The organism is Enterobacter sp. LM3, from assembly GCF_046622475.1.
GTDB classification, from domain to species: domain Bacteria; phylum Pseudomonadota; class Gammaproteobacteria; order Enterobacterales; family Enterobacteriaceae; genus Enterobacter; species Enterobacter cloacae_P.
In genome coordinates, this window is sequence record NZ_JBJURN010000014.1 from 1 (window position 1) to 18538 (window position 18538).

The following is an 18538-nucleotide window of genomic DNA, read 5'->3' on the forward strand; positions in this document are numbered from 1 at the left end:
TTAAAAGTTTGATGCTCAATGAATTAAACTTCGTAATGAATTACGTGTTCACTCGTTGAGACTTGGTATTCATTTATTGTCCGAAGACATTAAGAATCCATGTCACTTTGAGTGCCCACACAGATTGTCTGATAAATTGTTAAAGAGCAGTTGCAACGCGGCTTTCAGCTCACCGTTGCGAGGTCACGTATATTACGTTTTCCTCATTCAGAGTCAAGCGATTATTTTCACTTTTCTCTGCTGGCGTTCATCTCTGAACCCCGCTAACCCGGCGGCCTGTAAGCCGTTGTTCCGTGTCAGTGGAGGCGCATTATAGGGAGTTCTCAGACGTTGACAACCCCTCTTTTAAAAAAAACGTTCAACCGTCTCTTTTTTGCTCAAAACCGTGCTACAGCGCCAGTTTTTCGAGCGTTTCAAACCCATAACGGTGTAAAACGGGTAAAAGTTGTTCAGTCTCTTTTGTTATCGCCATACAAAAAGCGATATTCGCATCAGCAGATTTTGCATCTGGCGCTTCATGTTCCAGCAGCCAGGCCGTGCGACGTGCAATAGCGGCACCGGAATCCACCAGGCGCGTACCTTCTGGCAGAACCTTTAACAACTCTTCCTGTAATAGTGGGAAGTGAGTGCAGCCCAGCACTACCGTATCCGGTGGCTCCGGCATACGCAGCCACGGACGAAGGATCCGACGCAGCTCTTCAAGCGATACCGCCTCGCCGTGCAGCTTCGCTTCCGCCATCTCCACCAGTTCCGCCGAACCCAACATCGCAATCTGGCACTCATTAGCAAAACGGTCGATAAGCTCACGCGTATAAGGACGCTTCACTGTGCCACGCGTTGCCAGTAAACCGACGATGCCGTTCGCCGTCAGACGCGCAGCAGGCTTTATCGCGGGGACGACGCCCACAACCGGGAACTGGAATTTTTCACGCAATGCAGGAAGAGAGACCGTACTTGCCGTGTTACAGGCGATGACCGCCAGCGCCAGGGGATAGCGTTTTTGCACAGCGGTGACGATTTCAACCACACGCTCAACAATAAACTCCTCACTTTTTTCCCCATAAGGGAAAGCGACGTTATCGAAGGCGTAAATGTAATGGAGATCCGGCAAAAGATGCCGAATCTCATCATAGACCGAAAGCCCACCGACGCCGGAATCAAACACCAGCACGGTGGGACGCGGATTAGAAGGTGTAGCTGCCAGACAAGGTGTATTCCCGTCCTGCAGTTTGGTAGCCATAAACTGTCTCGTAATCTTTATCGAACAGGTTAGCTATTTTACCACGAACTGTCAGATGTGAGGTGACAGGATATGAAACTGCGACATCCCACAGACTTACACCGCCCATTTTCACGCGTTCTGATGCATAAGTGTTTGGATCAAACGCGACATCATAGCGGGTACCCAGATAACGGTAGGCCAGGTTCCAGTCGAGATCCCACACTTGCCAGTCCAGCTGATACTTAACCTGCTGCTTAGAACGACGAGCCAATACTTCATTCGTTTTGGCATTACGCGGGTCGACATAATCATAGGAAATCTGATGCCCTACCGGGCCAGTATCGAACTGCGCCGTTGCTTCCACGCCTTTAATACGAGCTTCATCAACGTTGTAATAGCGATAAGTATGCGGATCGCTGCTAATCAGGTTATCAATGTCATTACGATAGCCTGTCACGCGCCAGTTTACCGGCCCCGTCAGACCTTCAAAGCCACCTTCCCACTGCTTACTCTCTTCTGGCTTAAGATCCGGGTTGCCGTAACTCGCACTGTGGATCTGGCTCATGGTTGGTGCTTTATAAGCCGTACCGTAAGAACCGATGAGGCGATACCCATCGATGAACTCCCACGCAGCGCTGGTTTGCCATGTTCCGTGGTTGCCAAAGTTGGAGTTATCGTCATTACGCGCCGCCGCTTCCAGCGTCACGCTGTTGAACTGCTGCATTGCTGAAAGGAACACGCCGGTATTACGTTGCTCGTAACCTTTATCCAGGTAACCCGTTCCGGCCTGTGTCTTCTGCTTCTGCCAGTCCAGACCCGCCCCGATGTTGCCGTGACCCACTTCAACTGTATTCAGCCACTGGGTGGTGTATTGCTTCACATCATCCGTTGTTGCGGAATCAGCGTAGCGTCCTTTTTTCGGATCATAGTTCTGATCTTTACTGCGGCCGTAACCCGCCACCAGCTGCGACTTGAAAATGCCCTGGTTGTAACGCAGACCCGTGTCCCAGTTCTGGCTGTAGAGCTGACGAGTATCCGGCCGCCCATCAACCATAAAGCTTGCATCATAGTGATCGTAACCGTCATACGCAGTGCGGTTGTCGTAACCAAAGCCACGGAAGAAACCACTCACACTGTCGGTAATCTGCTGTTCCACAGAGCCGTACAGCGACTTACTCATAAAGCCATCGCGGTCAGGCTGACGTGGCGCATCCAGCGCGGCGATATCAAAACCACGGGTGTAGGTGTAGTTACCCGCCATCGTAACTTTGGTTTTATCAAACACCTGCTGGAAGGAGCCATCATAGGTTTGGTAACCCTTAGAACCTACGCCCGCAGAGATTTCTGCCCCCGGCTTATCGCGACCGGTGATGATGTTGATCACGCCGCCAATCGCGTCGGAGCCATATAAGGCCGAACGCGGGCCACGAATGTACTCGATGCGCTGGATCAGCGAGGTCGGAATTTGACTCAGATCGGGAACGTTGCTGATCCCGGCGCTGTTCAGAGGAACACCATCAATCAGCACCAGTACATGGCGGGATTCAGTACCGCGAATAAAGGTAGATGAAGTTGCTCCCAGTCCACCGCTTTGTGCGATATCTACACCCGGCAGGCGCGACATGATTTCAACAACGCTCTTTGCCTGCCAGCGTTCAATATCTTCACGCGTCACAACAGACGTTGGTGCCAGAACGGTATTAACAGGTTGCTCAAAACGGTTTGCAGTCACCACCAGCGAGTCTGAGCTATCCTGCGCCCAGCCCGAAAATGCCGTGACGGACAATGCCGTACACAGCGATACTTTTTTAATCATTGTTAAAGCATCCACAATATAAGAAGGATGCCGCAGGCCTCATCTATAGCACGCGATGATGAAACCAAATGCGACGTGATCCCGGCAGGTCTTCGGGCTAGGTGGCGTGTTGTGGATGAAGACTTCCCGCCCATTTCATCCTTCAGGCTACCTCTGCGTGAGCTACCTGAAGGACTTTGTGTATATAAAGCAGTGTCTACAACTCTCATCCCGCCAGTCTTTACCGCTGCGCGTCAGCTCCAGATTTACACTGGATTCCCTTTTCACTCTCAGGAGACCGGAAACAGAATGCTACAATTAGACACGTATAGATGTCCAGACAGCCATGCGCCATTAAATCTGGACATCCCCTGAACAATGCCTACAATCCCCGCGTAATTCTTTATCACTCAGGACGCATCATGACCCCCGAACACCTCCCGACAGAACAGTACGACGCGCAGCTGGCAGAGAAAGTTGTCCGCCTGCAAAGTATGATGACGCCTTTCAACGCGCCCGTTCCCGAGGTGTTCCGTTCGCCTGTCAGCCATTACCGTATGCGTGCAGAGTTCCGCATCTGGCACGATGGTGACGACCTGTACCACATTATTTTCGATCAGCAGACGAAATCCCGTATCCGCGTGGACAGCTTCCCGGCGGCGAGCGAACTCATTAACCAGCTCATGACGCTGATGATCGACGGCGTGCGCAGCAACCCCGTGCTGCGCCACAAGCTGTTCCAGATTGACTACCTGACCACCCAAAGCAACCAGGCCATTGTCTCTTTGCTCTATCACAAGGCGCTGAACGACGAGTGGCGCGAGCAGGCCGAAGCCCTGCGCGATGTGCTGCGGGCGCAGAACATCAATGTCCATCTGATTGGCCGTGCGACGAAAACCAAAATCATGCTGGATCAGGATTACATCGACGAGCGTCTGCCGGTGGCGGGTAAAGAGATGATTTATCGCCAGGTGGAGAACAGCTTCACCCAGCCGAATGCCGCGATGAACGTGCAAATGCTGGAGTGGGCGCTGAATGCAACGGAAGGCTCAACGGGCGACCTGCTTGAACTGTACTGCGGTAACGGCAACTTCTCGCTGGCGCTGGCACGTAACTTCGAGCGTGTTCTGGCCACCGAAATCGCCAAACCGTCTGTCGCCGCCGCACAGTACAACATCGCCGCTAACCATATCGATAATGTACAAATTATCCGTATGGCGGCTGAAGAGTTTACGCAGGCCATGAACGGTGTGCGTGAGTTTAATCGCCTGCAGGGAATCGATCTCAGGAGCTACCAGTGCGAGACAATTTTTGTCGATCCACCGCGCAGTGGCCTGGACAGTGAAACCGAGAAGATGGTGCAGGCGTACCCGCGTATTTTGTACATTTCCTGCAACCCGGAAACCCTGTGCAAGAATCTGGAAACATTAAGCCAGACGCACAAGGTTGAACGTCTGGCGCTGTTCGATCAGTTCCCGTATACGCACCATATGGAGTGCGGTGTGCTGCTTACTGCGAAGTAATGGGGTTCCCGTAGGGCAGGTAAGCAAAGCGCCACCTGCCTACAACACCCCATTCACTTACTCCGGCAGCTCGTGCTTACGGCTACGCATGCGCGAGCCAATCCAGAACACCAGCGCCACAGACAGCACGGCAGGCAGGAAGTTAGAGCCGATATCCGGGTACTCTGCGCGCACCACGGTGCTATACAGCAGCACGCCCAGAATAAAGCAGGCGGCGGCCAGCCCCGGTAACCCCACCGGCATGGTGCGGTTCTGATAACGCTGGTGTAGACAGTAAACCGTCAGAACCAGCGCGATTAGCGGGAAAATCGAGAACGGCACAATCGAGCTGAAAACAGCCGCAAACGTGCCATTAATTGATAAGCCAGCGATCAATGCCAGCAACAACGTACCCTTATCCTGACCTGACTGTTTCATTACTCACCTTCACTCATCGGTTTGATGTGCTAACTTCTCTTGTTCACGGCGATACCAGTAATATGCGCCTTTGGAAATCATCCGCAGTTGCAATACCAGCCGCTCTTCGAGCTGCTTGCGTTGCTCCACGCTCACATCCAGCGCTTCGGCACCCGCACTGAAGACAATTGTCACCATCGCTTCGGCCTGTGCTTCTGTGAATGCACGCGGCATATGGTTTTCGAGTTCAAGATAGTCGGCAAGTTCCGCGATGAAATGCTGAATTTCACGCGCAACAGCGGCACGAAATGCGGCCGACGTCCCGGAACGCTCCCGCAACAGCAGGCGGAACGCATTGGGGTTATTGCCGATAAATTCCATAAAGGTCGACACGGAGGTGCGGATCACGCTGCCGCCTTTCGCGATACGCTGACGCGCCTGGCGCATTAGCTGACGCAGCATCAGGCCGCTTTCATCCACCATAGTCAGGCCCAGTTCATCCACATCACGGAAATGACGATAGAAGGACGTTGGCGCAATCCCGGCCTCGCGTGCGACTTCACGCAGACTCAAACTGGCAAAACTCCGCTCGGCACTCAGTTGACTGAATGCGGCTTCCACCAGCGAACGCCGGGTTTTCTCTTTTTGTTGTGCTCTTACGCCCATCACGATAGCTGAATCCTTCCAAAGGTCTGATGGCACTATACCAGAGAATAAAATTAATCTGTTTGCCTGGCTTTGTGAATGATTGTTTACGCGCGGTTTGTGCTCCACTGCCCGAAAAAAGCACAACGATAATTGGGTTACTCAGGCAATGATGTTATGATCCTGTTGCTTTTATGTATAAGAACAGGTAAGCCTTACCATGCCACATTCCTACGATTACGACGCAATAGTTATTGGTTCCGGCCCCGGCGGCGAAGGCGCTGCTATGGGACTGGTGAAACAGGGAGCCAGAGTAGCGGTCATTGAGCGCTACCATAACGTTGGCGGCGGTTGCACCCACTGGGGCACCATCCCTTCCAAAGCCCTCCGCCACGCCGTCAGCCGCATTATTGAATTCAACCAGAACCCTCTTTACAGCGACCACTCCCGACTTCTTCGTTCCTCCTTTGCCGACATCCTGAATCACGCGGATACCGTCATTAACCAGCAAACGCGGATGCGTCAGGGGTTTTATGAGCGTAATCACTGCGAAATTTTGCAGGGCAACGCGCACTTTGTAGATGAACACACCCTGGCACTCGAATGCCACGACGGTTCGGTTGAAACCATCACCGCCGAAAAATTTGTGATTGCCTGCGGTTCACGCCCATACCATCCGGCCGACGTGGACTTCTCGCACCCGCGCATCTACGACAGCGACTCCATCCTTAGCCTGCACCACGAACCACGTCATGTGATTATCTATGGCGCGGGCGTAATTGGCTGCGAATATGCGTCGATTTTCCGTGGAATGGAGGTCAAAGTTGATCTCATCAACACCCGTGACCGCCTGCTGGCGTTCCTCGATCAGGAAATGTCAGATTCTCTCTCCTACCACTTCTGGAACAGCGGTGTGGTGATTCGCCACAACGAAGAGTACGAGAAAATCGAAGGCTGCGATGACGGTGTGATCATGCATCTGAAATCCGGTAAGAAGCTGAAGGCGGACTGCCTGCTGTATGCCAATGGCCGTACCGGTAACACGGATTCGCTGGCGCTGGAAAACATCGGACTTGAAACCGACAGCCGTGGTCAGTTGAAGGTCAACAGCATGTACCAGACTGCACTGCCGCATGTTTACGCGGTGGGCGACGTGATTGGTTACCCAAGCCTGGCGTCAGCGGCTTACGACCAGGGGCGCATTGCGGCACAGGCACTGGTGAAAGGTGAAGCCACAGCGCACCTGATCGAAGATATTCCGACGGGTATCTATACCATCCCGGAAATCAGTTCTGTGGGTAAAACCGAACAGCAACTGACGGCAATGAAAGTGCCTTACGAGGTGGGTCGTGCGCAGTTTAAACATCTGGCGCGGGCGCAAATCGTGGGGATGAGCGTGGGTACGCTGAAGATCCTGTTCCATCGCGAGACGAAAGAGATCCTCGGTATTCACTGCTTTGGAGAACGCGCGGCGGAAATCATTCATATCGGCCAGGCGATAATGGAGCAAAAAGGTGGTGGTAACACCATCGAATACTTCGTTAACACCACCTTTAACTACCCGACCATGGCGGAAGCCTACCGGGTTGCGGCACTAAACGGTCTGAACCGCCTGTTTTAACGCGCTGTCAAAATGGCCATCCATTGAACTACGGATGGCCTCTGCCAGCTGCTCATAGCGGCTGCGCAGCGGTGAACCCGGGCGATAAACCAGACCAATAGTACGACGCGGCTCTGGCTTAATACACGGCAGATACACCACACCATCACGTTTACGCTCACGCGGTACCGCCAGTGCAGGCAGCAGCGTAATGCCACTTCCGGCTGCCACCATATTACGCAGCGTTTCCAGGCTGGTTGCGCGGAAATGGGTATCTTCATCCGCACCCGCTTCAAAGCAGAAACCCATCGCCTGATCGCGCAGGCAGTGGCCATCTTCCAGCATCAGCAGTTTTTCACCGGCCAGATCGGCCATCGGCACGCGATCGCGGTTAGCCCACGGGTGATCTTCATAGATCGCCAGCATCATCGGCTCATCAAACAGCGGCACTTCGATAAAGGCTTCACTCTCTTTGACCAGCGCCAGAATCGCGCAGTCGAGCTTGCCGCTATCTAACTGCGCCAGCAGCTGATGGGTTTGCGCTTCATGCAGGTACATTTCGAGTTTCGGGAACGTCTGGTGCAGCATTGGAATGATGTGCGGCAACAGGTACGGGCCAACGGTTGGGATCAGGCCAATATGCAGTGGGCCGGACATCGTCTCCCCCTGCTGGCTTGCCATTTCCTTGAGCACTTTGACCTCGCGCAGCACGGTGCGCGCCTGATCCACCAGCAGAAGACCTGCCTGGGTGAACAGTACCTTACGACTGGTGCGCTCCAGCAGCATTACGCCCAGCTCATCTTCCAGCTTGCGGATCTGACCGCTCAGCGTGGGCTGGCTGACGTGGCAGGAATCTGCCGCGCGGCGAAAATGACGGTGCTCGGCTAACGCTACCAGGTATTCAAGATCACGAATATTCATTATTCATCCTCCGTCGCCACGATAGTTCATGGCGATAGATAGCATAGCAACGAACGATTATCCCTATCAAGCATTCTGTTGAATAATACATCACATAGACGAGACAGAACGTGTTTGACCCTTGACGTTCCCGCACCGTCAAACGAGTTTCTCTCAAACTCGAATAACTAAAGCCAACGTGAACTTTTGCGGACCCCGTGGTCCGCATTTTTTTTGCGTAAAAAAAGCCCGGGGATAAAAGCAAAATGGCAACCGAAGTTGCCATTTTTAGTGTTTGCTCCCTCTCCCCGTGGGAGTGTACGGTCCGGGGTGAGGGCATCAGCCCGCACAAATTAAACTAGCCGGTTTTTCGCATCCGCAATCGCCTGCGCGACTTGTTTAGGCGACACGCCACCTTTGGCAGCACGCTTATCCAGGCAGGATTGCAGCGCCAGAATCGGATACACATCGTCACCGATAACCGCACTGAATTTCTGCAGGTCGGCAAGCGCCAGCGCTTCCAGCGCTTTGCCCTGACGAATAGCTTCCACTACCGCTTCACCCACAATATGGTGCGCTTCACGGAACGGCACGCCTTTGGCGACCAGATAATCCGCCAGTTCAGTAGAGTTAGCATAACCCTGCTGCGCGGCTTCCTGACAACGTGGACGTTTCACCTGAATGCCGTCCAGCACCAGCGCGCCCATGTGCAGACAGTCCAGCCAGGTGTCGAGCGCATCGAACAACCCCTCTTTGTCTTCCTGCATATCTTTGTTGTACGCCAGCGGTAACCCTTTCAGGGTCATCATCATGCCGGTCAGCGCGCCCTGCACACGGCCACACTTGCCGCGGATCAGCTCCAGCGCATCCGGGTTTTTCTTCTGCGGCATCAGAGAAGAGCCGGAAGTCACGCGGTCAGACAGCTCAACAAAGCCAGCTTCACCGGAGTTGAAGAAGATCAGATCTTCAGCGAAACGCGACAGGTGAACCATCCCGATAGAGGCGTTGGAAAGCAGTTCCAGCACGTGGTCACGGTCAGACACGCTGTCCAGGCTGTTACGGGTAGCTGAAGCAAAGCCCAGCCAGCCCGCCAGCTGCTCACGGTCAATTTCGTATGCTGTACCCGCCAATGCACCACTGCCCAGCGGGCTTACGTCCAGGCGCTTCAGGGTATCCTGCAGGCGGCTTTCATCACGCGCCAGCATCTCAACATAGGCCAGACACCAGTGAGCAAAGGTCACCGGCTGCGCGCGCTGCAGGTGGGTATAACCCGGCATCACCGCGTCCTGGTTGTTCTGCGCAGTTTCCACCAGCGCGCTCTGCAACTGGCGGTTAGCCACCAGCAGTTCGCCAACGGTCTCTTTACACCACAGCTTCAGATCGGTCGCGACCTGGTCATTACGGCTACGCCCGGTGTGCAGCTTTTTACCCAACTGCCCCACTTTATCGATAAGCTTGCCTTCCACCCAGCTGTGAATATCTTCGGCATCGCTTTGCAGGATCTGCTGCGGATCCAGACGCACCTCTTCCAGCAGATTATTCAGCGCCTCTTCCAGTTGCAGCTGTTCGTCTGCGGTCAGTACGCCAACCGTCACCAGCGCTTTGGACCAGGCCACAGAGCCGACGATATCCTGTTCGGCCAGGCGGTAGTCGAAGCGCAAAGAGTCGTTGAACTGTTTGAACCGTTGATCCGCTGCCTGTGTAAAACGCCCACCCCAAAGTGCCATAACATCGTTCCTTTATTCGTTAGTTCTGCCGGGTGGCGCTACGCTTACCCGGCCTACGGTAAATCAATAAATGCTTATGCCAGAATACGTGTGCCAATCGGTGTGCCGTTAAACAGCGCCGGAAGTTGCTCCGCATGACGCCAGGAGGCAATGTCCACCGGGCGACCGAGCGTACGCGCGGCATCCAGTGCAGCGTTCACTTTAACAATCATGCCATCGGTGATAATGCCCTGGGCAATCAGTTGCTCTGCTTTCGCCGCCGTCATTTCCGCAATGCGCTGGCCTTTGCCATCCAGAATCCCGCTCACGTCAGAGAGCAGGATCAGGTCTGCACCCAGCGTCGCCGCCAGCGCGGTTGCCGCCTGGTCAGCATTCACGTTCATCAGCTCACCCTCTTCGGTCACACCGATAGAACTCACCACTGGCAGGAAACCACCTTCCAGCAGCGTGTTAATCAGCTTAGGCGAACCAGGCTGCGCCAGTCCAACATGACCGAGCTCTTCATCGAGCTGGGTCACTTTTACGCTATCACCATCACCCAGATAGAGACCAACAGAGGCAATATGGTGTTTCTTCGCCCACGCCAGCAGCGTTTTGTTCGCTGTCCCCGCCAACGCACCGGTAATGATGTCAATCTGATCGGCAGGCGTCACACGCAGGCCATTTTTCTTTTTCACCGGCAGGTTAAGCCCTTTCATCAGCTCATCCACCACACAGCCGCCGCCGTGGACAATCACCAGCGGACGTTGGTGTGATTCGCGATAGTTAACCAGCGCGGTAAAAAGACGCTCCAGCGCTTCTTCGCTGTCCAGCAGTACACCACCGAGTTTGATAATTAATGGGTTCATCATCACACCTTAAATAAGAGACTGTGTTTCAGGGAAGCCGAAACGAATATTTGCACACTGCATTGCCTGTGCGGCAGCACCTTTGAGTAAGTTATCTTCCGTAGCCACCACAATCAGGTGCTCGTCCTGCACGGCAAAGCCAATATCACAGAACGGCAGGCCAACTACGTTTTTCAGCGCCGGAACACCTTTTTCATACAGGCGCACCAGCGGTTTATCCGCATACGCCTGAGTAAAGACCTCGCCCACCTGTTCTTTGGTCACACCCGGTTTCAGGCGGCAGGTGATGGTTTCGAGGATCCCGCGCGGGAAGCTACCCAGATGCGGGGTAAAGATGACGTTCGCCCCCAGATGGGTAGTGATCTCAGGGTGATGACGGTGGTTAAACACGCCATACGGCTGAAGGCTCACTTCGCAGAAGCTATTAGAAATCGCTGCCTTGCGCCCTGCACCGCTCACACCACTGGTGGCGTTGATCACCGGCCACTGGTTCAGATCCAGCAGGCCTGCGTCGATCAACGGTTTCAGGGAGAGCTGCGCCGCCGTCGGGTAGCAACCCGGAACGGCAATCAGATCCGCGTCTTTTAGTTTGTCTGCGCTCCACTCCGCCAGTCCGTACACCGCTTTCTCAAGTAAGTCCGGGTGCTGATGGGTGAAACCGTAATATTTTTCGTAGAACGCGCTATCGTTAACACGAAACGCGCCGGAAAGGTCGAATACCACACAACCCGCCGCCAGGAATTGCGGAGCCAGGTCGTGGCTGACTTCGTGCGCGGTGGCTAAAAACACCACGTCTACACCGTCGGTAAACTCGCTGATGTCGGACATCGGCTGTAACGGCAGATCAACAATGCCTTTCAGCTGCGGATGCAAATCAGAGATTAACTTTCCGGCATCATTGCTTTGCGCTGACACGGTCAAAGCGGTTATGGTCATATGTGGGTGGCGATTCACGTAGCTTACAAGCTCTGCGCCCGCATAACCGCTAGCGCCTACAATCAGCGTATTCAACATCGGGTTCCTTTATGCTCAACGTTAATGTATTTTTATTCACATTTATTGCATGAATATTGATACTATCACGACCTAAGGTGTGTCAACAATGAAAATGAACTTACCGCCATTTATCGAGATCTACCGCGCCCTGATTGCCACACCCTCCATCAGCGCGACCGAAGAAGCACTGGATCAGAGTAATGAGTCTTTAATCAATCTGCTGGCGGGTTGGTTTAGCGATCTTGGGTTTAACGTTGAGGTTCAGCCCGTTCCCGGAACACGCCACAAATTTAACCTGCTCGCCAGCACCGGACACGGCGCAGGTGGACTGTTACTGGCCGGTCATACCGATACCGTTCCGTTTGACGATGGCCGCTGGACGCGCGACCCGTTCACCCTGACCGAGCATGACAACAAGCTCTACGGTCTGGGTACGGCCGACATGAAAGGCTTCTTCGCCTTTATCCTCGACGCGCTGCGTGACGTCGACGTGACAAAACTGAAAAAGCCGCTCTATATCCTGGCGACTGCTGATGAAGAAACCAGCATGGCGGGCGCGCGCTATTTCTCTGAAAACACCTCAATTCGCCCTGATTGCGCGATTATCGGTGAGCCGACTTCCCTGCAGCCAATTCGCGCCCACAAAGGCCATATCTCTACGGCAGTGCGTGTGCTGGGCCAGTCCGGTCATTCCAGCGATCCGGCGCGTGGCGTGAACGCCATTGAGTTGATGCACGACGCCATTGGTCACATCATGCAGCTGCGTGACTCGCTGAAAGAGCGTTACCACCACGATGCGTTCACCGTACCTTACCCAACGCTGAACCTCGGTAGCCTGCACGGCGGTGATGCCTCCAACCGCATCTGCGCCTGCTGTGAACTGCATATGGATATCCGTCCGCTGCCGGGCATGACGCTGAACGACCTGAATGGCTTACTGAGCGAAGCGCTGGCTCCGGTGAGCGAGCGCTGGCCAGGCCGTCTGACGGTTTCTGAGCTACACCCGCCGATCCCGGGATATGAGTGCCCGCCGGATCACCAGCTGGTTGAAGTGGTGGAAAAACTGCTCGGTGAGAAAACCGACGTGGTGAACTACTGCACCGAAGCGCCGTTTATTCAGACGCTTTGCCCGACGCTGGTGCTTGGCCCTGGCTCCATCAACCAGGCCCACCAGCCGGATGAATACCTGGAAACCCGCTTTATCAAACCCACCCGTGAACTGATTACCCAGGTTGTACATCACTTCTGCTGGCATTAATGACGCTTCCCCTCTCTGAAGAGAGGGGAAAATCTCGCGATCCCCGTCACATTCTCATAAGCATCTCTTATTTGATGCAAAGCGAATTAAATTTCGTAAATTGCCCACATTTATTCGTTTGCTGAACCGTTTTCGCAGCAATTGACGACGGGGGTTTTACGTGGCTTTATAAAGGGAGATGACAAAATATTGTCCAACAGATTTTCGACTGGGCATAAACAAAAATGATGGGGTGACTGGGTTTTTATGAACGAACAATATTCCGCGTTGCGTAGTAATGTCAGTATGCTCGGCAAAGTGCTTGGAGATACCATCAAAGATGCGCTGGGGGAGAACATCCTCGACCGCGTTGAAACCATCCGCAAGCTATCCAAATCTTCCCGTGCTGGAAACGAAGCCAATCGTCAGGAGCTGCTTACCACCTTGCAGAACCTGTCCAACGATGAGCTGTTGCCTGTTGCACGTGCGTTCAGCCAGTTCCTGAACCTGGCAAACACCGCTGAGCAATACCACAGCATTTCTCCAAACGGCGAAGCAGCCAGCAACCCGGAAGTCATTGCCCGTACGCTGCGTAAACTCAAAGAACAGCCAGGCCTCAACGAAGCCACCATCCAAAAAGCGGTGGAGTCTCTTTCTCTTGAGCTGGTGTTGACCGCGCACCCCACCGAGATCACCCGTCGTACACTGATCCACAAAATGGTGGAAGTGAATAACTGCCTGAAGCAGTTGGATCACAAAGACATTGCCGACTACGAACGTAACCAGCTGATGCGCCGTCTGCGCCAGCTGATTGCCCAGTCCTGGCACACCGACGAAATTCGTAAGAACCGCCCAAGCCCGGTTGATGAAGCCAAGTGGGGCTTTGCAGTGGTTGAAAACAGCCTGTGGGAAGGTGTACCAAACTACCTGCGCGAGCTGAACGAACAGCTGGAAGAGAACCTGGGCTACCGCCTGCCTGTTGATTTTGTCCCGGTACGTTTCACCTCCTGGATGGGCGGTGACCGCGATGGCAACCCGAACGTAACGGCTGAAATCACCCGCCACGTATTGCTGCTGAGCCGCTGGAAAGCCACCGACCTGTTCCTGAAAGATATTCAGGTGCTGATCTCCGAACTGTCGATGGTAGAAGCCACTCCAGAACTGCGTGAGCTGGCCGGTGAGGAAGGGGCCAGCGAGCCGTATCGTTATCTGATGAAAAAGCTGCGTAGCCAGTTAATGGCCACCCAGGCCTGGCTGGAAGCGCGTCTGAAAGGACAACGCCTGCCGAAACCGGAAGGACTGCTGAGCCAGAACGAGCAGCTCTGGGAGCCACTGTACGCCTGTTATAAATCACTTCAGGCTTGTGGCATGGGCATCATCGCCAACGGTGAACTGCTCGACACCCTGCGTCGCGTGAAGTGCTTTGGCGTCCCGCTGGTGCGTATTGATGTGCGTCAGGAAAGTACCCGCCATACCGAAGCGCTGGGTGAACTGACCCGCTATCTCGGCATCGGCGACTACGAAAGCTGGTCAGAAGCCGACAAACAGGCCTTCCTGATCCGTGAACTGAACTCCAAACGCCCTCTGCTGCCGCGCAACTGGGAGCCAAGCAACGACACCCGTGAAGTGCTCAACACCTGTAAAGCGATCGTTGATGCGCCGAAAGGCTCGGTGGCAGCCTACGTGATCTCGATGGCGAAAACGCCGTCCGACGTGCTGGCCGTTCACCTGCTGCTCAAAGAAGCCGGTATCGACTATGCCCTGCCGGTTGCCCCGCTATTTGAAACCCTTGATGACCTGAACAATGCCAACGACGTGATGACCCAGTTGCTGAACATCGACTGGTATCGCGGCTTTATCCAGGGCAAACAGATGGTGATGATTGGCTATTCCGACTCCGCAAAAGACGCGGGTGTTATGGCCGCATCCTGGGCGCAGTACCAGGCACAGGACGCGCTGATCAAAACCTGCGAAAAAGCCGGTATTGAACTGACGCTGTTCCACGGCCGTGGTGGCTCAATTGGCCGTGGCGGTGCGCCAGCACACGCGGCACTGCTCTCGCAACCGCCGGGAAGCCTGAAAGGTGGCCTGCGCGTGACCGAGCAGGGCGAGATGATCCGCTTCAAGTATGGTCTCCCGGAAGTGACCATCAGCAGCCTGTCGCTCTACACCAGTGCTATCCTGGAAGCGAACCTGCTGCCACCACCGGAGCCGAAAGCCTCCTGGTGTCATATCATGGACGAGCTGTCGGATATCTCCTGTGATTTGTACCGTGGCTATGTACGTGAAAACAAAGATTTCGTGCCTTACTTCCGCTCAGCAACACCTGAGCAGGAGCTGGGTAAACTGCCGCTGGGTTCACGTCCGGCGAAACGCCGCCCGACCGGTGGCGTCGAGTCTCTGCGTGCCATCCCGTGGATCTTCGCCTGGACGCAAAACCGTCTGATGCTGCCAGCCTGGCTGGGTGCCGGTGCAGCGCTGCAGAAAGTGGTGGAAGATGGCAAACAGAGCGAACTGGAAGCGATGTGCCGCGACTGGCCGTTCTTCTCTACCCGTCTGGGGATGCTGGAGATGGTCTTCTCGAAAGCCGACCTGTGGCTGGCGGAATACTACGATCAGCGTCTGGTGAAACCAGAACTGTGGGCACTGGGTAAAGAGCTGCGCGAACTGCTGCAAGGCGACATCAAAGTGGTGCTGGATATCGCCAACGACTCACATCTGATGGCTGACCTGCCGTGGATTGCCGAGTCTATCCAGTTGCGTAATATCTACACCGACCCGCTGAACGTTCTGCAGGCCGAACTGCTGCACCGTTCCCGTCAGGCGGAAGAGGAAGGTAAAGCGCCAGATCCACGCGTTGAACAAGCGCTGATGGTGACGATTGCAGGCGTTGCGGCAGGTATGCGTAACACTGGCTAATGTTTTATGCCGGGCGGCATGGCGCTGCCCGGCAAATTTTGGTCGTCTCACCATGCAACATGACATCTCCCCAATTCTGAACGATCTGATAACCGGTGCGTTACCGCTGGGTCAGGTGCATTTTTTCTCACCAACCGAACAACGCCCCCGCACGTCACCCCTGCTCGTAATTACCCTTGATAACCCATGCGAGGCATTATTTTCTTCATCAGGCATTGTTCAACAACATCCCGCCAGTTCGCTCAGCCTAAGCTTCGATAAACAACACCTGGCTCTCGAGCTCCATCGCGACAACTCTCTGTTGCAGCAGTTACAAATTCCCCGACGTGGCCCGCGAACAGGCGCTTTTCTTCTCCAGACGCTAACCGAGTTACAGATGCAGCCAGATGAACAGGATACCGCAAGACTGGTGGTATTAAGCCTGCTCAGCCACTGCCGGGATCTGCTTGGCAGCGATATCCACACCGCCAGCCGCAGCCGTGCCCTGTTTGACGCCGTTCGCCGCTTCATCGAAGAACATCACGCTTCGGTATTAACTCGCGAATCCGTGGCGCAGGCGTTCTACATCTCACCAAACTACCTTTCCCACCTCTTTCAGAAGATTGGTAACGTAGGGTTCAACGAATACCTGACACAAACGCGTCTGGAACACGCGCGCCAGCTGCTGAAAGGCTACGATCTTAAAATCAAAGATATCGCCGTAAGTTGCGGATTTACGGACAGCAACTACTTCTGCCGTCTCTTTCGCAAGCACACCGAACGCTCCCCCTCCGAATATCGTCGCCAGTATCACAGCCAGCTGATCGCCAAAAAATAGCATTGTGATCGCTCTCTCACTTCGCTAAGGACATTACATTTGTCCAGTATTTGGCAAAATTGACCTGTATCCGCCGCGCCTGGCCGAGCTTTATCCTTTATTCAACCTTTCTGACTTAAGGAAAAATAATGGAACTGTATCTGGATACCGCCAACGTGGCGGAAGTTGAACGCCTGGCGCGTATTTTTCCAATTGCGGGTGTCACCACCAACCCAAGCATTGTAGCCGCCAGCCGTGAATCCCTCTGGGAGGTGTTGCCACGTCTGCAAAAGGCCATCGGACCAGAAGGTACGCTGTTTGCCCAAACCATGAGCCGCGACGCAGAAGGCATGGTAGCGGAGGCCAAACGCCTGTGTAACGCCATCCCGGACATCGTGGTGAAAATCCCGGTGACGGCTCAGGGGCTTATCGCGATCAAGGCGCTGAAAAAAGAGGGCATAACCACGCTAGGCACTGCCGTTTACAGCGCCTCGCAGGGATTGCTCGCCGCGCTGGCGGGGGCGAAATATGTCGCGCCGTATGTCAACCGCGTCGACGCTCAGGGCGGCGACGGCATTCGCATGGTGCAGGAGCTGCAATCCCTGCTGGAACTTCACGCACCTGGGAGCATGGTGCTGGCCGCCAGTTTTAAAACGCCACGTCAGGCGCTGGACTGCCTTCTCGCCGGATGTGAGGCAATCACACTTCCTTTAGATGTAGCGCAACAAATGCTCGGCACCCCGGCGGTAGAGTCAGCCATAGAGAAGTTCGAGCAAGACTGGAAAAACGCGTTTGGTAACCTCAACCTCTAAGGGAGAACTGTTATGGACCGTATCATTCAATCGCCGGGTAAATATGTCCAGGGCGCTGATGTGCTTACCCGTCTCGGCGACTATCTGAAACCACTGGCACATCGCTGGCTGGTTGTCGGCGATAAATTTGTGCTGGGTTTTGCTGAAGAAACACTGCGTCAGAGCTTCAAACAAGCAGAGCTCCACGTCGAAATCGCACCATTTGGCGGCGAATGTTCACAAAATGAAATCGATCGTTTAAGAAAACTGGCCGATAGCGCCAACTGTATGGCAGTGCTGGGGATCGGTGGCGGTAAAACGCTGGATACCGCCAAAGCGCTGGCACACTTTATGGACGTGCCGGTCGCTATTGCCCCCACCATCGCCTCCACCGATGCGCCGTGCAGTGCGCTTTCCGTCATTTACACCGACAGCGGCGAGTTCGATCGCTACCTGATGCTGCCACATAACCCGAACATGGTGATCGTGGATACCAGGGTAGTGGCGGGTGCTCCGGCACGTCTCCTTGCCGCCGGGATTGGCGATGCGCTGGCAACCTGGTTTGAAGCACGCGCCTGCTCGCGCAGCGGCGCGACCACCATGGCGGGCGGGAAATGCACGCAGGCTGCGTTAGCACTTGCCGAGCTGTGCTACAACACGCTGATTGAAGAAGGTGAGAAAGCGATGCTGGCAGCGGAACAGCACGTGGTGACGCCTGCTCTTGAACGCATTATCGAAGCCAACACCTATCTGAGCGGCGTAGGCTTTGAAAGCGGTGGACTGGCGGCGGCACACGCCATTCACAATGGCATGACGGCAGTGCCGGATGCGCATCACTTCTATCACGGTGAAAAAGTGGCGTTTGGTACGCTCACGCAACTGGTGCTGGAAAACGCGCCGGTGGAAGAAATAGAAACCGTCGCGGCGCTATGCCATAGCGTTGGGTTACCGATCACGCTGGCACAGCTGAACATAAAAGAGGATATTCCGGCCAAAATGCGTCTGATAGCGGAAGCATCTTGTGCAGAAGGTGAAACTATTCACAACATGCCTGGTGGCGCGACGCCGGATCAGGTTTACGCGGCGCTGCTGGTTGCCGACCAGTACGGGCAGCGGTTCTTGCAGGAGTGGGAGTAATCATGT

The 18538-nt window shown here is 54.6% G+C and carries 15 protein-coding genes and 1 riboswitch; of the genes, 7 read left to right on the top strand and 8 right to left on the bottom strand.

The annotated features are described in order from the left end of the window. Positions 1-388 precede the first annotated feature (388 nt). A complete protein-coding gene (murI, locus tag ACJ9N4_RS14900; protein ID WP_182919128.1) occupies positions 389-1240 on the bottom strand; it encodes a glutamate racemase in 852 nt (283 codons plus the stop codon). Continuing rightward, positions 1185-3038: a TonB-dependent vitamin B12 receptor BtuB gene (btuB, locus tag ACJ9N4_RS14905; RefSeq protein WP_182273289.1), complete on the bottom strand. Its 1854-nt coding sequence runs from the start codon at positions 3036-3038 to the stop codon at positions 1185-1187. The genes murI and btuB overlap by 56 nt, the downstream gene beginning before the upstream one ends. A 65-nt stretch (positions 3039-3103) precedes the next feature. Then, positions 3104-3335, bottom strand: a riboswitch (cobalamin riboswitch). A 104-nt stretch (positions 3336-3439) separates the two neighbouring features. Here btuB and trmA point away from each other — a divergent pair. Continuing rightward, a complete protein-coding gene (gene trmA, locus ACJ9N4_RS14910) occupies positions 3440-4540 on the top strand; it encodes a tRNA (uridine(54)-C5)-methyltransferase TrmA (RefSeq protein ID WP_182919129.1) in 1101 nt (366 codons plus the stop codon). Positions 4541-4597: 57 nt separating this feature from the next. Here the strand turns inward: trmA and ACJ9N4_RS14915 are convergent, their stop codons facing one another. Next, positions 4598-4957, bottom strand: a complete 360-nt coding sequence (locus tag ACJ9N4_RS14915; protein ID WP_182273287.1) for a YijD family membrane protein — start codon at positions 4955-4957, stop codon at positions 4598-4600. Between the two features lie 9 nt (positions 4958-4966). Beyond that, the gene (fabR, locus tag ACJ9N4_RS14920; protein ID WP_014072319.1) at positions 4967-5605 is read right to left on the bottom strand and encodes an HTH-type transcriptional repressor FabR; all 639 of its coding nucleotides are present in this window, start codon (positions 5603-5605) and stop codon (positions 4967-4969) included. A gap of 196 nt (positions 5606-5801) precedes the next feature. Here fabR and sthA point away from each other — a divergent pair, with 196 nt between their 5' ends. After that, on the top strand, positions 5802-7202 hold the full coding sequence (gene sthA, locus ACJ9N4_RS14925) for a Si-specific NAD(P)(+) transhydrogenase (protein WP_028018089.1): 1401 nt from the start codon (positions 5802-5804) through the stop codon (positions 7200-7202). Here sthA and oxyR read toward each other — a convergent pair. From oxyR to argC, 4 genes are all read right to left on the bottom strand, one after another. Continuing rightward, on the bottom strand, positions 7176-8102 hold the full coding sequence (oxyR, locus tag ACJ9N4_RS14930) for a DNA-binding transcriptional regulator OxyR (RefSeq protein ID WP_182919130.1): 927 nt from the start codon (positions 8100-8102) through the stop codon (positions 7176-7178). The two genes, sthA and oxyR, sit on opposite strands and share 27 nt — an antisense overlap. Positions 8103-8434: 332 nt before the next feature. Further along, the gene (gene argH / locus ACJ9N4_RS14935) at positions 8435-9808 is read right to left on the bottom strand and encodes an argininosuccinate lyase (RefSeq protein WP_182273284.1); all 1374 of its coding nucleotides are present in this window, start codon (positions 9806-9808) and stop codon (positions 8435-8437) included. A 74-nt stretch (positions 9809-9882) separates the two neighbouring features. Then, positions 9883-10659 (bottom strand): acetylglutamate kinase, encoded by a 777-nt coding sequence (gene argB / locus ACJ9N4_RS14940; RefSeq protein ID WP_098946274.1) that lies wholly within the window; start codon positions 10657-10659, stop codon positions 9883-9885. A gap of 6 nt (positions 10660-10665) precedes the next feature. Next, entirely contained in the window at positions 10666-11670 is a 1005-nt protein-coding gene (gene argC, locus ACJ9N4_RS14945) for an N-acetyl-gamma-glutamyl-phosphate reductase (protein ID WP_182919131.1), read from the bottom strand. An 88-nt stretch (positions 11671-11758) separates the two neighbouring features. On the opposite strand from argC, the gene argE reads away from it, so the two are divergent. The 5 genes from argE to ACJ9N4_RS14970 all read left to right on the top strand — a co-directional run bounded on the left by argE (position 11759) and on the right by ACJ9N4_RS14970 (position 18532). After that, on the top strand, positions 11759-12910 hold the full coding sequence (gene argE / locus ACJ9N4_RS14950) for an acetylornithine deacetylase (protein WP_182273282.1): 1152 nt from the start codon (positions 11759-11761) through the stop codon (positions 12908-12910). A gap of 246 nt (positions 12911-13156) precedes the next feature. After that, positions 13157-15808, top strand: a complete 2652-nt coding sequence (ppc, locus tag ACJ9N4_RS14955; protein ID WP_182273281.1) for a phosphoenolpyruvate carboxylase — start codon at positions 13157-13159, stop codon at positions 15806-15808. A gap of 52 nt (positions 15809-15860) precedes the next feature. After that, positions 15861-16625, top strand: a complete 765-nt coding sequence (locus ACJ9N4_RS14960) for a helix-turn-helix transcriptional regulator (protein WP_182273280.1) — start codon at positions 15861-15863, stop codon at positions 16623-16625. A 128-nt stretch (positions 16626-16753) separates the two neighbouring features. Beyond that, on the top strand, positions 16754-17416 hold the full coding sequence (fsa, locus tag ACJ9N4_RS14965) for a fructose-6-phosphate aldolase (protein ID WP_411500595.1): 663 nt from the start codon (positions 16754-16756) through the stop codon (positions 17414-17416). A 12-nt stretch (positions 17417-17428) separates the two neighbouring features. Continuing rightward, positions 17429-18532, top strand: a complete 1104-nt coding sequence (locus ACJ9N4_RS14970) for a glycerol dehydrogenase (RefSeq protein WP_182273278.1) — start codon at positions 17429-17431, stop codon at positions 18530-18532. Positions 18533-18538 lie beyond the last annotated feature (6 nt).

Excerpts from the sequence above, each read along its gene's own strand:
- argE (WP_182273282.1), top strand. The coding sequence starts at position 11,759 with ATGAAAATGAACTTACCGCCATTTATCGAGATCTACCGCGCCCTGATT.
- argH (WP_182273284.1), bottom strand. The coding sequence starts at position 9,808 with ATGGCACTTTGGGGTGGGCGTTTTACACAGGCAGCGGATCAACGGTTC.
- fsa (WP_411500595.1), top strand. The coding sequence starts at position 16,754 with ATGGAACTGTATCTGGATACCGCCAACGTGGCGGAAGTTGAACGCCTG.
- oxyR (WP_182919130.1), bottom strand. The coding sequence starts at position 8,102 with ATGAATATTCGTGATCTTGAATACCTGGTAGCGTTAGCCGAGCACCGT.
- argB (WP_098946274.1), bottom strand. The coding sequence starts at position 10,659 with ATGATGAACCCATTAATTATCAAACTCGGTGGTGTACTGCTGGACAGC.
- ACJ9N4_RS14960 (WP_182273280.1), top strand. The coding sequence starts at position 15,861 with ATGCAACATGACATCTCCCCAATTCTGAACGATCTGATAACCGGTGCG.
- ppc (WP_182273281.1), top strand. The coding sequence starts at position 13,157 with ATGAACGAACAATATTCCGCGTTGCGTAGTAATGTCAGTATGCTCGGC.
- murI (WP_182919128.1), bottom strand. The coding sequence starts at position 1,240 with ATGGCTACCAAACTGCAGGACGGGAATACACCTTGTCTGGCAGCTACA.
- ACJ9N4_RS14970 (WP_182273278.1), top strand. The coding sequence starts at position 17,429 with ATGGACCGTATCATTCAATCGCCGGGTAAATATGTCCAGGGCGCTGAT.
- btuB (WP_182273289.1), bottom strand. The coding sequence starts at position 3,038 with ATGATTAAAAAAGTATCGCTGTGTACGGCATTGTCCGTCACGGCATTT.
- ACJ9N4_RS14915 (WP_182273287.1), bottom strand. The coding sequence starts at position 4,957 with ATGAAACAGTCAGGTCAGGATAAGGGTACGTTGTTGCTGGCATTGATC.
- trmA (WP_182919129.1), top strand. The coding sequence starts at position 3,440 with ATGACCCCCGAACACCTCCCGACAGAACAGTACGACGCGCAGCTGGCA.
- sthA (WP_028018089.1), top strand. The coding sequence starts at position 5,802 with ATGCCACATTCCTACGATTACGACGCAATAGTTATTGGTTCCGGCCCC.
- argC (WP_182919131.1), bottom strand. The coding sequence starts at position 11,670 with ATGTTGAATACGCTGATTGTAGGCGCTAGCGGTTATGCGGGCGCAGAG.